Source organism: Promicromonospora sp. NPDC060204 (assembly GCF_042728455.1).
Classification (GTDB): Bacteria; Actinomycetota; Actinomycetes; order Actinomycetales; family Cellulomonadaceae; genus Promicromonospora.
This window is the reverse complement of the sequence record NZ_JBHWZO010000166.1, coordinates 1-13641: the sequence shown is the minus strand read 5'-3', so window position 1 is coordinate 13641 and position 13641 is coordinate 1. Positions and strand designations below refer to the sequence as shown.

The following is a 13641-nucleotide window of genomic DNA, read 5'->3' as shown; positions in this document are numbered from 1 at the left end:
CCCGCCGGGGCGGTCAGGCGTCGGCGTCGTACGGGCCGGCTCCCTGCTACGCGGCGAGCGAGGCCGCGAACTGCGCGAAGAACCCGTCGATCTCGGCCGCCTCGTAGACCTGGCGGCCGAGCACGAGCGCCAGCTCGTCGCAGCAGTGCTCCGTGCACCAGGACCGCACCTCGGCGGCCTCGAAGAGGTCCCACGACGGGCTCAGGTTGGAGCGCAGGCCGGCGCGGACGAAGCAGGCGGCCGGGGCGAGGCCGTCGAAGAAGGCCCACCCGTCGCCGATGTCGACGGCCGCCCCGCGGTGCACGCTCAGCTCGTCGTCCTCGCCCGCCGGCGGGAGCGGCGCGTGGTCGACGACGGCGCAGTACCCGCCGTGCTCCGTCGCCGGCGTCCGGACCCCTGGATGGCTCCCGTAGCTCCGGCAGATCGACGTCGTCGGTTCGACGTCTACGGTCGGCTGGCCGTCCATCAGGCTGGAGGTGAAGGCCTGAGCGAGCATCGCGGTCCTTACGTTCGAGATCCAGGTCGTGGACGCGACTCAGGGCAGAGCGGACCAACAGGTCTAAACCGGCGTCGGCCGCAGCGTAGCGACAAGTGGTGCATTTCGCCTCCGGAAGGGCGGCCGCGGGTCAGGCGCGCGGCGGCTCCGCCGGCGTGGCTGCGGACGCCGTCGGGAGCCGCTCCGGCTCGTAGTCGTACAGCCAGCCCGTCGCCCGCTCGAAGACGTGCGGCACGACCAGCGGCATCATCACCTCCTGGAGGCGCAGGGCGAGCGGGTTCGCGCGCTTGGCCTGCCGGTTGTCGTCCGACGCCCGCAGCGTCCGGGAGACCCGCGGCCGCCGCGCCCGCTCGTAGCCGGCGAGCGCCGCCGGGATCGTGTCGGCCTCCGCGAGGGCCGCCGCCAGCGCGACGGCGTCCTCGACGGCCATCGCGGCGCCCTGGCCCGCCCCCACGGGGTGGACGGCGTCCCCGACCAGGACGGCGTCGTCGGTGTGCCACATCGGGACGGGCGCCAGCGAGTGCTGGAGCGTCGTGCCCTGCAGCGAGACCGCGCGCTCGACGGCTAGGCGCGGGCCGGGCTCGCGCCGGTAGACGTCGGCGAGCCGGGCGCGCCAGGACTCGGCGGAGGCGCCGAGGTCGGGTTGCTCGGCGCTCGTCACCTGCGCCTGCCACCAGACGTCCCCGTCAGGGGCGGTCACGTGGAGGAACGCCCCCTCGCGGCAGAACATGATGTTGAACGCGCCCTGCCGCAGGTCCAGTGCGGTCGCGGTGAGGTCGGCCGCGCGGGTCCGCCCGGACACGACGTACATCCCGGCGTAGCGGGGGACCGGCGCGCCCGGGTCGAGCAGGCCGCGCGCGGCGGACCAGATCCCGTCCGCCCCGACCAGGAGGTCGGGCCGCTCCGTCCGGCCGCTCGAGAACGTCGCCGTGCCGCCGTCGAACCCCACCAGGCGGTCACCGGTCACCACCTCCGCCCCGGCCTCGCGCGCGGCGGACCGCAGCTCGTCGACGAGCGCCGCACGGCGCAGCGTGACGCTGCGCGCCGGGTCGGCGGCGCGGCGCCCGCGGGCGACGTCGGCCAGCAGCCTGCCCCGACCCGACCACATGCGCTGCCGCTCCACCTCGATGCCGCGCGCCCGTACCCGGTCGAGGCAGCCCAGCGCGTCCAGGGCGCGGAGCGCGTTGGACGCGAGGCTCACGAACGAGCCGACCGGGCCCGCCGGGTCCTCGTACGCCTCGACCACGGTGACCTGCGCCCCGATCCGGCGCAGCGCCACGGCGCTCGCCGACCCGGCGACCCCGCCGCCGACGATCAGGATCCTCATCGTTGCCGCCATCACCCGTACCGCCTCACTCGCTGAATTGTCATTCGGTGAACTGTGATTCAGTATTGAGGGTGCGACGATGACGTGTCAACCAGCGAGGAGGACCAGGTGGGAGTGCGCAAGGAACGCGCGGCCGAGACGCAGGCCGCGCTGAAGGAGGCGGCCCGGCAGGTCTTCGCCGAGCGAGGCTTCCTCGCCACGAAGGTCACCGACATCACGCGCGCCGCGGGCCGGTCGACCGGGTCCTTCTACGAGCACTTCTCGAGCAAGGACGAGCTGCTCGACGCGCTGGCCGCCGACATGGGCGGCCAGGCCAGGGACGAGATCCTCGCGCGGCCCGGCGACGACGCCGGCCGGCCGGGCGGGCATCCGTTCCACGACCTGACCGACGCCGCGCAGCTGCGCGACCACGTGGCCGTCGCCTGGCACGCCTTCCGCGACCACCTGCCCGTGATGGTGGCGCGGTTCCAGCAGTCCGTCGTGGAGCAGCCCGGCACGGGGCAGTTCTGGCAGGGGCTCACCGCCGACACGGCGTCGCTGCGGGAGCACCTGGAGGACCTGCGCGCCGCGGGCCGCGGCCTGCCCGGCGACCCCACCCTCGTCGCGGCGGCGATGGGCGGCATGATGAGCATGCTCGGCTACTCGGTGCTCGCCGCCGGCCCGGAGCGGCCCGCCTACACCGACGACGAGGTGATCGACACGATCACCGCGCTGCTCCTGAACGGACTCGCCGGGAACGGCAGCGCGGGGAACGACAGCGCGGGGCGCACGGTCACCCGTGCGCCCCGCGAGGACTGACGTCAGCCGTTCCGGCCGACCTGCGTCAGCTGTTCCAGTTCGAGATCTGGTACCGCTTCCCGTCGACCATGAAGGCGACCTCGGCGCCGTTGTACTTGGCGCTCATGAAGCACGAGAGCGTCCTGTTGCCGCTGGCCCCGTTCATCGGGTATGTGGTGCTGCCGCCCCACGAGGTGGCGTGCGGCGGGTGGATGTCGTGCCACACGCTCGGGCTGCTCTGGTCGTACCGCTGGGTGTTGCCCGCCCAGCAGGCCGCCTGGTGGTTGCCCGTGTCGAAGCCCGACCAGTTCAGCACCCAGTTGCGGCAGCTCGCGCAGTCACCGCTGTTGCCGCCCACGGTCACCCAGGCCCGCGGCGTCAGGGCAGCCGCCGAGTCGCAGGCCCGCGCCTGCTTCTTCTGGGAGTCGGTCACCGTGACGCAGGCCTCCTTGTTCTGGCCCTCGGCGGCCGTGGCCGACGCGGTGCCGTTCTTGGCCGTGCTGCTGATCGCCCCGGTCACCCGCACGGTGGTGGGCAGGCCGTTCTCCGCCCGCGCGTCCCACGTGAAGGTGACCTTGCCGATCCCGGCGGTCGCCGTGATCGTCGGGGTCTTCGGCGGGCCGTACGGCTTCACCGCGTTCGAGGCGGCGGACCAGTCCGAGCAGGCGTCGGCGTTGCACGCCCGCACCTGGAACGCGTACGACGTCCCGTTGGTCAGGCCCTTGTACGTGTAGGCCGTCGTGTTGCCCGCGCTGGGGTGCTCCGCGCCGTTGTTGTACGTGACCTCGTACCGCGGGCTCTTGCCCCGGAAGTCCGCGGCCGGGATCGCGGCCCAGCTCACGTCCGCCTGGTTGCTCGTGTTCGACCCGAGCTTCGCGGTGGGCCGGTTGGGGTCGTCCGGCACGCCGTACGGCACCACCGCGTTCGACTGCGCGCTGGCCTCGGACCGTCCCGCCTTGTTCTCGGCCACGACCGTGAACGTGTAGGTCGAGGTGGTGCTCAGTTTCTGGACCGGCTTCGACGTGCCCGTGACGGGGATCGTGTTGACCTTCGAACCGTCCTTGTACACGTTCAGGTAGTACATCTTCACGGCGTCGCCGTTGTTGGCCGGGGCCGTCCACGACACGGTGATCTGACCGCCCACGCCCGTGTTCACGCGCTGCGCGGTCGGCGCGGCCGGCTGCGCGGGGGGCGCGGCCGGGGTCTCCGGCGCGGAGGGGTCGCTCCAGTCCGACGGGCTGTCGGCCTCGTTCTTGGCCTGCACCCGCACCGTGTACGCCGTGCCGTTCTCCAGCCCCGTCCACTTGACCGAGGTGTTGTCGACGCACGCCTTCTGGGTGACGTTGTTCGCCGGCGCGGGGCTGATCTCCAGGTTGACGCACTCGATCGGGGAGCGGTCGGTGTAGGCCCTGTTCTTCCAGTTGACCGTCAGGCTCCGGTCGTCGAAGTCGAGCGTCGGGGGCTCGGGCTTGTCCGGCTTCTCGTCGGGCCGGACCTCGCGCGACGCCGGTGACGGGTCGGACTCGGCCACCTCGTTGGTCGCGGTGACCGTGAACTTGTACTTCACGTTGTTCTTCAGCCCGTCGAACGTGCAGGTGGTCGTGGCACAGGCGTGCTCCTGACCGTTCTGCGTCCGCAGCGTGTACTTGGTGATCTCCGACCCGTTGTTGTTCGGCTGGTCCCAGCTCAGCACGACCGTCTCCGAACGGACCTCCTCCACCCGCGGCGCGCGGGGCGCCTCGGGCCGGCCCAGCACGGTCAGCTTGGCGATGCCGTCGACCTCGCGGTCGGGGTCGCCGGTCGCGTCCTGCACGCGGTAGCGCACGGTCATGACGCCGGTGAAGTCGGCGGCCGGGGTGACGATCACCTCGGACCCGTTGTGCGAGACCTCGCCCTGGCCCGTCTCGCGCGCCACGTCGACCACCTTGAGCGGGCGCTCGGGGAACGGGTTGGTGTCGTTGGCCAGCACCGGGATGGTGGTGGCCTTGCCCTGGTGGGCGTCCAGCACCACGTCCGGCGCTGTCTTGGCCCGCTCCCGGGTCGACGGCACCACCTCGACGGTCAGCACGGCCTCTACGGGCGGGTTCTTGCCGTCCGAGACGGTCATCGCCAGCTCCCGCACGGTGCCCTTCGGGACCGCCATGTCGACCTCGCCGCGGACCGTCGAACCCGTCACGGCCGCGATGATGTCCTCGGTGCTCTTGACCTCGAAGGTCAGCGGGTCCTTGTCCGGGTCCCTGGCGTACCGCGACAGGTCCACCTCGGCCGTCTCGGCCGCGGCGACCCGGAGCACCGGGGTCCCGGTGATCTTGGGCGGCATGTTCTTGGACGGGGTCACGTCGATCGGCAGCCTCAGCACCGCCGTCAGGCCCTCGGTGTCGTCCGGCCCCTTGCCGTCGGTCACCTCGAAGCTGACCGACGCGGCCCCGGCGTAGTCCGCCGTCGAGGTGTAGACGATCGTGTCCTCGTCCTCGACCGCTGCCGTGCCCTCCAGCGCCTTGACCGTCCGGTCCTCGGTGATCCGCGGCTTCGTCCCGTCGCGCACCACCACGTAGTCCGCGATGTCGATAGTCAGCGGCTCGCCGCTGGTCGCCTTCAGCGGCTGCAGGCCCGGCTTCACGTGCGGCCGGGACTGGTCGCCCGGCACGCGGATGAACGCCTTGGCCTCCAGGCCGTCGATGTCGGTCACGGTGTACGTGATGACCTGGGCGTCCTGCCCCAGCTCCACCTCGACGGCGCCGGACTCGGTGACCGTCACGCCCTCCCGGTCCGCGTCCAGGGAGACCTTGAGGTCGGCGGCCACGCCGTCCGGGTCCACGTCGTTGGCCAGCACGTCGAGCGTGACGCTGCTCGAACCCTCCACGTCGTCGACCGTCACGACGTCGTCGTGGGCGATGGGACGCAGCAGCGGCGCGTTGGCGTCCACGTTCACCGTGATGGCGCCGCTGGCGCGCGCCTTGAAGGTGTCCTGGATGCCGTAGTAGAAGGAGTAGGGGCCCTCCTCGTCGGGAGCGGTGACCACGACGTCGTCGTCCACCGCCTTGGGCTCGAGGTCGCCCGTGCCCTGGAAGCCCTTCGCCACCAGTCCGATCTGGTTGCCGTCGGGGTCGGAGTCGTTCTCCAGGGCCGCGACCGCGACGGTCCGGCCGGGCCGCACCGTCGTCACGTCGTCGACGGCCTGCGGGTCCTGGTTGGACGCCGGGGGAACCGCGATACCGACCCGGATGACGCCCTCGGCGGGGGCGCCGCGCGTGTCGGTGACCTGGTAGGTGAAGGTGTCCAGGCCTGCCGAGCCCTCGGAGGCCGCGTAGTCGATGAACCCGTCCACGATGGTGGCGGTGCCCTGCGACGGCGCCGCGGAGATCGAGCTCAGGGAGACGTAGTCGCCGTCGGGGTCCGTGCCGTCCAGCGGCAGCGGGATCCGGACGACGCCCTCGCTGAGCACCCGCGCCTCGATGTCGGGCAGCTGCGGGGCGGAGTTCTCCGGTGCGTCCAGCACGTTGATCGTGACCTGGGCCGAGTCCTTCTGGCCGTTGGCGTCCGACACCTCGTAGACGGCGTGGTACGTCCCGGCCTCCTGGCCGGCGCGGAACCGCACCGTGTCCTCGGAGACGAACGCCTCGCCCGCCTCCGCGGGCGGCGACTCCTGCAGCTCGTCGGTGAGCGTCAGCTCCAGGCCGTCCGGGTGCGTGTCGTTCTTCAGCACCGGGATGGTCACCACGTCGCCCACGTGCACGGTCGCCTCGTCGGGGCCCGCCTCCGGCGGGCGCAGCTGCGCCGGCGCCGGGATCGGCACCACGCGCACCTGACCGGTGGACGTGCTCGTGCCGTTCGCCACCTTGTAGCTCAGGGTCACCGGACCCTCCAGGCGCTTGACCTCCGAGACCTTCAGGATCTGGTGGTTGAGGACCGACACGGTCACCGGCGCGTCGCCGGGCACGCTGACCCCCTGCACCACGAGCACGCCGCCCGCGGGGTCGGTGTCGTTCGCGAGCACGTCCACCAGGGCGGTGCCGCCGGCCGGCAGCAGCACCTGGTCGGAGACCGCGACCGGGGCCCCGGACTCCTCCGGGGGCTCGACGACGTCCACGCGCACCAGGCCCATCGTCGGCGCGAGGCCGTCGCTGACGTGATAGATCACGTCGTACGAGCCGGTGGTCTCCGACATGAACTTGAAGGTCTCGGCCGTGGCGTTGGTCGTGATCGTCGCGCCCTGCTTCTCGTCGACCCGGATCAGCCGGAAGTCGTCGCCGTTGGGGTCGAAGTCGTTGGCCACCGGGTCCACCGTCACCGGCTCGCCGGCCAGCACCGCCACGTGGTCCTGCACCGCGACAGGCGGCACGTTGGTGGCGACCACGTTGACGATCAGCGTGCCTGGGAAGGACTGGCCCATGGCGTCGGACACCAGGACGTCGACGATCTTGTTGCCCGTCACGGTGCCGCCGTCCCGGAACTCGACGGTGCCGTCCGGCCGGAACCGCACCTCGTCCAGGGGGTCGGCCGTGGTGGCGCTGGACAGGAACATGTCGTCGCCGTCCGGATCCTTGAAGTAGGGCAGCACCTTGATGGTGCCCAGCCCGCCCTGGCCCACCACGAGCACCGGCTTGCCCGGCTGCTCGGGGGCGTTGTTCTCCTCCGGCGGCACCACCTTGACGTCCACGGAGCCCTCGTCGACGCCGCCCCGGCCGTCGTTCACCTCGTACGTGAAGCTCGTGGTCCCGGTCGCGCCGTCGGGCACGTTCGCCTGCAGCGCCGAGCCGTCGAGCACGCGGTCCACCGTGATGTCGCCCTCGACGTCACCCTTGACCGACGCCACCATCACGTCGCCGTCCTGGTCCGAGTCGTTGCCCAGCACGTTGAGCACGGTGGTGCGCCCGGGCCGTACGCCGAACGTGTCGTCCACCGCCTTGGGGGCACGGTTGGGCCTGCTCCGGTCGGTCACGGCCTGGTCGACCTGCTCCGGTGTGGCCTCCTCGGTCTCGGTCTTGTCACCCTTGCCGTCTTTGGGGGTCGTGAGCTTCCAGTTGTCGACCACCTCGAACTTCTCGGCGGCCATCCACAGCAGGCCGCCCGCCATGTCGTTGAGCACGATCACGTTCCGGTTGACCCGGTAGACCAGGTTCATCCCGGCGCCCACGCCCTCGAGCATCTCGTTGACGTCGTTGTCCGTGCCCGCGCAGTCCCGCATCACCTGGCCGCCGGCCCATGCCCCGTAGAGGCAGCCGCCGAGCTGCACCGGCGCGGACGGCGTGCCGCCGCCCGCGCCCTGGAAGCCGAGCGTGGTCGGCTTCCCGCCGCCGACCGGCACCGTCACCAGTGCCTTCGGGGTGGCCAGCACCACGTTCTCCGCCTTGTCGGAGGGCTGCTGCAGCATGCTCTGCGCGCCCTCCTCGATCGTGACGGTGTCGCCGCCCGGCAGCACGAGGTTGCCGGTGGACTGGTCGAGCACCACGGGCTTGTCGCCCACCCCGGAGACCAGCACCGTGGCGTCGGCGCTCACGGGGAGCGACGACTCGTCGGCGTCCTCGGCGACGCCCTGCGAGCTGGTGGGGATCGTGTAGAGCTTGCCGTCGGCCGGCACGGCCAGGAACACGGTGCCGTCCTTGCCCACCGCGAGCTTGCCGCCCTTGCCGGCCTCGACCGTGGGCTTGAGCTCCTTCTCGTCGAACGCCGCCGAGTCGAACGGCATCACCCACGCCCGGCCGGTCTCGGCGTCGTACACCGCCGTGGTGGCGCCGCCCGCGGCGACCTGCGCGCCCGCGGGGAAGTTCATGGTGGTGTCGAACGCGAGCTGCGCCGGGTTCACCGGGCTCGCGGACGAGCTGCCCGTGCTGTCGAGGAGCACGCGCTGGGCGTTCTGCTCCACGTCGAAGCTCCCCCCGCCGCCGGCCACCAGCACGCCGTCGATGGTCTTGGCCTCGTAGTTGAACCGGCCGAGGTTGCCCTTCGCCGTCTGGGTCACCCAGACGCCTGAGTCGTTCAGGTCGACGTCGGCGGTGGCCTCGCCGTCGTAGAGGAGCGCGAAGCCCACCAGACCCGCGCCGAAGAGCGCCACCACCCCCACCGAGACGACCGACCGACGGTTCTCAAATACGCGTGAGGCAAAGCTCATGCGTCCTCCTGATCATCACTCCACAAAAAGAAAGTCCGCCCGGTCACTACACAGGCGCGACGTCAACAACCCTACCGATCGGAGAGGTGAATTGTCGCCGAAATGAGGTTTTGCGAGGAGCGTCCGGACGGGTCAGGAGAGGGGTGGCGGTCGTGGGTCCCGAGGGGTGCGGTCAGGAGCTGCGGTCGTCGGCGGGACCCTGCTGCGCCCGCCGGTCGACCCACACCTTCGCCTCGACGAGCCCGAGGCCGGTGGCTTCCCGGTACAGCTTGATCGCCTGGATCCGGCGGTCGGACCAGATGTGCCGGTCGATCTCGGCCAGGGCTTCCGGCGAGATCCCGTCGGCGCTCGGCCATTCGATATCGAGATGATCGAGGATCAGGTCGACCTTTCGCTCGACCCGCTCGATCGCCTTTCCGCTCTCGCGCAGGTGCCCGCTGACGGTCAGGTACAGGAAGAGCAGGACGACGAATATCGCGACGGGAACGATCTCCAGGGGAAACATGTCCTGACCGTAGCGGTCAGGCCCGGCGCGCGAGCAGGCTGAACGTGTTGGGCACGCGCCCGTCCCAGGCGACGGCGGTGAAGCCCTCGGGGCGCCAGAACGGCTCCGGGTGCTCGTGCAGCTCCTCGATCTCGAACCCCGCGACCAGGCACGCCGTGACGATGCCCGCGAGCGTGTGCTGCCGCTCCACGGCGCCGTTGCCGGGAAAGGTGTCGTTCACGTGCGCGGGGGCGAAGTACCCGCGGTCGGGGCGCACCTGGATCTCGTCGGCGTCCCAGTCCCACAGCGGCACCAGCGGGTGCGCCTCGTACACGTAGAGGTGGCGGTCCGGCCGCAGCAGGCGGTGCGCCTCCGCGAAGAGCGCACCCAGGTCGGCGAGCCAGATCAGGGCGCCCTTGCCGGTGTAGACCAGGTCGGCACACGCGTCGTCCAGGCCGCTCGCCGGCAGGGTCGCCCGGGTGTACCGGCACGGCAGGCCGAGCTCGTCCGCCCGCCGCTGCGCGCTGGAGACGGCGGCCTCGCTGTAGTCGAGCCCGTGCACGGAGCGCGCCCCCAGGCGCGCGAGCGCGAGGTCGTCGAGCCCGTGGCCGCTCATCGGGTGCACCACGTCGGCGCCGGCGACGATGTCGCCCAGGGCGTCGACCTCGGCGGGCAGGAGCTCCGCGGTGCGGGCCAGCGCGAGGTGCTCGGCGTACTCGTCCTCGTACTTGCGCGATGCGACGGCCCAGGCGGCCCGTGTCTCGTTCCCGGTGGCGTCCATCGCGCCACCCTGTCAGGGGCGGCGGGTCCGGCGCAGCCCTTTTCTGCGGTCGCACGGCCTGGCGATGTCCGGACCCGATGTTGCGCGCGATACCCCTGAGGGGTATATGGTGAGCGACATACGGTTACCCCCTAGGGGTAGCAAGGTATCAACACCGAGAGGCGAGACGATGACGACGAGCGAGTACCAGGTGACGGGGATGACCTGCGGGCACTGCGAGATGTCGGTGCGCGGCGAGGTGAGCCGCCTCCCGGGCGTGGAGCAGGTCGACGTGAGCGCGGCGACCGGCCGGCTCGTGGTCCGCAGCGCCGCGGCGCTGGACGAGGCCGCGGTCCTGGCCGCCGTGGACGAGGCGGGATACGAGGCGGCGCGTCTCTCATGAACGCGCCCCAGCGGCTGGGCCTGTACGGCGGGGGGCTCGCGGCGCTGTTCGTCGCGTCCTTCGCCGTCGCGGGCGCGGTCGTCCCGGAGGCCTCGGTCGTCGCCTGGTCGGCGGCGGCCGAGGCCGGCGGGGCCTCCGGGTCCGACGACGGGTCCGACGACATGGAGATGTCCGGCGGGGGCCACGGGGACGCGGGCGGCGAGTCCGGCGAGGAGCCGGCCGGCGCCCACGGGTCCGGCGGCACCGGCCCGGCGCCGGTGCGCGGGCTGTCGCTGGAGCAGGACGGCCTGCTCCTGAGCCCCGTGACCGTCCCGGACGAGGTGGGCGAGCGGGGCACGCTCTCGTTCTCGATCACCTCGGCCGACGGCGCGGCGGTGACCGAGTTCGCCACGGAGCACGACAAGGAGCTGCACCTGGTCGTCGTCCGCTCCGACGGCGAACGGTTCCGTCACGTGCACCCGACGATGTCGGCCGACGGCGTCTGGTCGATGCCGTGGACCTGGGACGAGGCGGGCACCTACCGCGTGCTCGCGGACTTCGTCCCCGAGGCGACCGGCGAGAACCTGACGCTCGGCCGGACGGTCGACGTCGCGGGCGACCTCGACGCGCGGCCGGCGACGGCGGTGTCGGCGTCCGACACGACCGGCGGGTACACCGCGACCCTCACGGGGGACCTGAGCGCGAGCGGGGAGTCGACGCTGACGGCGACCGTCACGCGCGACGGCGAGCCGGTCACGGACCTGGAGCCGTACCTCGGCGCCTTCGGGCACCTCGTCGCGCTGCGCGCGGGAGACCTGGCCTACCTGCACGTGCACCCCGAGGGCGACGAGCCCGCGCCGGGTGCGGCGTCTGGGCCGGACGTCACGTTCATGACCGAGGCGCCCACCCCGGGTCGCTACCTGCTGTACCTGGACTTCAAGGTGGACGGGGACGTGCACACCGCGCGCTTCGTCCTGGACACGGAGGGGAGGGGCTGATGTCCGGCACCACGTCCCGCACGGACGAGCCGACGACCACGGTCGACCTGGAGATCGGCGGCATGACCTGCGCGTCGTGCGCCATGCGGATCGAGAAGAAGCTCAACCGCCTCGACGGCGTGACGGCGAGCGTCAACTACGCCACGGAGAAGGCGAAGGTCACCGCGCCCGCCGGGTACGACCTGGGCGCGCTCGTCGCGGAGGTCGAGAAGACCGGCTACACCGCCGTCCTGCCCGCGCCCCCCGAGGCGCCCGCGGACGACGACGGCGCGCCCGGCGCGCAGGACCGGGAGCTGTCCGCGCTGCGGGACCGGCTGATCACGACGGTCGTGCTCACCGTGCCGGTGATCGCGCTCGCGATGGTCCCGGCCTGGCAGTTCACGTACTGGCAGTGGGCGTCGCTCGTGCTGGCCGCCCCCGTCGCGCTGTGGGGGGCCTGGCCGTTCCACCGGGCGGCGTGGACCAACCTGCGGCATGGCGCCGCCACCATGGACACCCTCGTCTCGCTGGGCGTGCTGGCCGGTTTCGGCTGGTCCCTGTACGCGCTGTTCCTCGGCACGGCGGGCGAGCCCGGGATGACGCACGGGTTCGAGCTGACGGTCGCGCCGTCCGACGGCGCCGCCAACATCTACCTCGAGGTGGCCACCGGCGTCACGATGTTCGTGCTGGCCGGGCGGTACTTCGAGAAGCGGTCCAAGCGCCGGGCGGGCGCCGCGCTGCGCGCGCTGCTGGAGCTGGGCGCGAAGGACGTCGCGGTGCTGCGCGACGGGACCGAGACGCGCGTGCCGGTCGAGACCCTGGCCGTGGGCGACGAGTTCGTGGTGCGGCCGGGGGAGAAGGTCGCGACCGACGGCGTGGTCGTCGCCGGCTCGTCCGCGATCGACGCGTCGCTGCTCACGGGGGAGTCCGTCCCGGTCGAGGTCGGCGTCGGTGACACCGTGGCCGGGGCGACCGTGAACTCGGGCGGCCGCCTCGTCGTGCGGGCCACCGAGGTCGGGTCGGGCACCCAGCTCGCGCGGATCGCCCGCCTGGTCGAGGACGCGCAGTCCGGCAAGGCGGAGATCCAGCGCCTGGCCGACCGGGTCTCCGGCATCTTCGTCCCGGTGGTCATCGCGATCGCGGTGGCGACCCTGGGCTTCTGGCTCGGCGCCGGGTTCCCCGCCGCGGCCGGGCTGACCGCCGCGGTCGCGGTGCTGATCATCGCCTGCCCCTGCGCCCTCGGGCTGGCCACCCCCACCGCGCTGCTGGTGGGCACCGGCCGCGGGGCCCAGCTCGGCATCCTCATCAAGGGGCCGGAGGTGCTGGAGTCCACCCGCAAGGTGGACACCGTGGTGCTCGACAAGACCGGCACCGTCACCACCGGCCGGATGACGCTCCAGGAGGCCGTCCCCGCCGACGGCACCTCCCGCGCGGAGCTGCTGCGGCTCGCGGGCGCCCTGGAGGACGCCTCCGAGCACCCCGTGGCGCAGGCCGTCGCCAAGGGCGCGACCCAGGAGGTCGGCGACCTGCCGACGCCGGAGTCGTTCGAGAGCGTCCAGGGCCAGGGCGTGCTGGGCGTCGTCGACGGGCACGCCGTCGTCGTCGGGCGCGAGAGCCTGCTCGCCGACTGGTCGCAGTACCTGCCCGACGACCTGGCCCGGGCCAAGGCCCGCGCGGAGGGCGAGGGCCGGACCGTGGTCGCCGTCGGCTGGGACGGGCAGGCCCGCGGCATCCTGGTGGTGGCCGACCAGGTGAAGCCGACCAGCGCCGACGCCGTCGCCCAGCTCGTGGCGCTCGGGCTCACGCCTGTGCTGCTCACCGGCGACAACCGGGCCGTCGCGGAGCAGGTCGCCGCCGCCGTCGGGATCACCGAGGTGATCGCCGAGGTCATGCCGCAGGACAAGGCCGACGTCGTGGCGAAGCTGCAGGCCGAGGGCCGGATCGTGGCGATGGTCGGGGACGGCGTCAACGACGCCCCGGCGCTCGCGCAGGCCGACCTGGGCCTGGCGATGGGCACGGGCACCGACGCCGCGATCGAGGCTGCCGACATCACGCTCGTGCGCGGCGACCTCACCTCGGCCGCCGACGCGATCCGGCTGTCGCGCCGGACGCTCGGCACGATCCGGACCAACCTGTTCTGGGCCTTCGGGTACAACGTCGCGGCGATCCCGCTGGCGGCCCTCGGCCTGCTCAACCCGATGCTGGCCGGCGCCGCGATGGCGTTCTCCAGCGTGTTCGTGGTCGGCAACAGCCTGCGCCTGCGCACCTTCCGCCGCTGACGCCTCCGCTGAGTGCGGGGTATCTGCGCTTCTGGACCGCTCAGAAG

General features: G+C 72.5%; 9 protein-coding genes. 4 read left to right on the top strand and 5 right to left on the bottom strand.

Annotated features, from left to right (window positions below):
• Positions 1-46 precede the first annotated feature (46 nt).
• Positions 47-496 carry a hypothetical protein gene (locus tag ACFWEJ_RS19510; RefSeq protein WP_377230853.1) on the bottom strand — a complete coding sequence of 150 codons (450 nt, stop codon included), beginning with the start codon at positions 494-496 and terminating at the stop codon, positions 47-49.
• 130 nt (positions 497-626) lie between these two features.
• On the bottom strand, positions 627-1823 hold the full coding sequence (locus ACFWEJ_RS19505; RefSeq protein ID WP_377230852.1) for an FAD-dependent monooxygenase: 1197 nt from the start codon (positions 1821-1823) through the stop codon (positions 627-629).
• Between the two features lie 84 nt (positions 1824-1907).
• Here ACFWEJ_RS19505 and ACFWEJ_RS19500 point away from each other — a divergent pair, with 84 nt between their 5' ends.
• Complete coding sequence (locus ACFWEJ_RS19500; RefSeq protein WP_377230851.1) at positions 1908-2621, top strand: TetR/AcrR family transcriptional regulator; 714 nt, start codon at positions 1908-1910, stop codon at positions 2619-2621.
• Between the two features lie 25 nt (positions 2622-2646).
• Here ACFWEJ_RS19500 and ACFWEJ_RS19495 read toward each other — a convergent pair whose 3' ends face one another.
• The 3 genes from ACFWEJ_RS19495 to ACFWEJ_RS19485 form a co-directional block, all read right to left on the bottom strand.
• A complete protein-coding gene (locus ACFWEJ_RS19495; protein ID WP_377230850.1) occupies positions 2647-8712 on the bottom strand; it encodes an Ig-like domain-containing protein in 6066 nt (2021 codons plus the stop codon).
• Between the two features lie 172 nt (positions 8713-8884).
• Positions 8885-9217: a ribosomal protein L7/L12 gene (locus ACFWEJ_RS19490; RefSeq protein WP_377230849.1), complete on the bottom strand. Its 333-nt coding sequence runs from the start codon at positions 9215-9217 to the stop codon at positions 8885-8887.
• Between the two features lie 16 nt (positions 9218-9233).
• A complete protein-coding gene (locus ACFWEJ_RS19485; protein ID WP_377230848.1) occupies positions 9234-9977 on the bottom strand; it encodes a class I SAM-dependent methyltransferase in 744 nt (247 codons plus the stop codon).
• Between the two features lie 169 nt (positions 9978-10146).
• On the opposite strand from ACFWEJ_RS19485, the gene ACFWEJ_RS19480 reads away from it, so the two are divergent.
• Genes ACFWEJ_RS19480 through ACFWEJ_RS19470 form a run of 3 tightly spaced genes read left to right on the top strand, consistent with a single transcriptional unit; the run spans position 10147 to position 13594 of the window.
• Entirely contained in the window at positions 10147-10359 is a 213-nt protein-coding gene (locus tag ACFWEJ_RS19480; protein WP_285107046.1) for a heavy-metal-associated domain-containing protein, read from the top strand.
• The gene (locus ACFWEJ_RS19475) at positions 10356-11336 is read left to right on the top strand and encodes a heavy-metal-associated domain-containing protein (RefSeq protein WP_377230847.1); all 981 of its coding nucleotides are present in this window, start codon (positions 10356-10358) and stop codon (positions 11334-11336) included. Before ACFWEJ_RS19480 ends, ACFWEJ_RS19475 begins: the two co-directional genes overlap by 4 nt.
• On the top strand, positions 11336-13594 hold the full coding sequence (locus ACFWEJ_RS19470) for a heavy metal translocating P-type ATPase (protein WP_377230846.1): 2259 nt from the start codon (positions 11336-11338) through the stop codon (positions 13592-13594). Before ACFWEJ_RS19475 ends, ACFWEJ_RS19470 begins: the two co-directional genes overlap by 1 nt.
• The last annotated feature ends 47 nt before the right edge of the window (positions 13595-13641 follow it).

Excerpts from the sequence above, each read along its gene's own strand:
- ACFWEJ_RS19485 (WP_377230848.1), bottom strand. The coding sequence starts at position 9,977 with ATGGACGCCACCGGGAACGAGACACGGGCCGCCTGGGCCGTCGCATCG.
- ACFWEJ_RS19505 (WP_377230852.1), bottom strand. The coding sequence starts at position 1,823 with ATGAGGATCCTGATCGTCGGCGGCGGGGTCGCCGGGTCGGCGAGCGCC.
- ACFWEJ_RS19470 (WP_377230846.1), top strand. The coding sequence starts at position 11,336 with ATGTCCGGCACCACGTCCCGCACGGACGAGCCGACGACCACGGTCGAC.
- ACFWEJ_RS19475 (WP_377230847.1), top strand. The coding sequence starts at position 10,356 with ATGAACGCGCCCCAGCGGCTGGGCCTGTACGGCGGGGGGCTCGCGGCG.
- ACFWEJ_RS19510 (WP_377230853.1), bottom strand. The coding sequence starts at position 496 with ATGCTCGCTCAGGCCTTCACCTCCAGCCTGATGGACGGCCAGCCGACC.
- ACFWEJ_RS19495 (WP_377230850.1), bottom strand. The coding sequence starts at position 8,712 with ATGAGCTTTGCCTCACGCGTATTTGAGAACCGTCGGTCGGTCGTCTCG.
- ACFWEJ_RS19480 (WP_285107046.1), top strand. The coding sequence starts at position 10,147 with ATGACGACGAGCGAGTACCAGGTGACGGGGATGACCTGCGGGCACTGC.
- ACFWEJ_RS19490 (WP_377230849.1), bottom strand. The coding sequence starts at position 9,217 with ATGTTTCCCCTGGAGATCGTTCCCGTCGCGATATTCGTCGTCCTGCTC.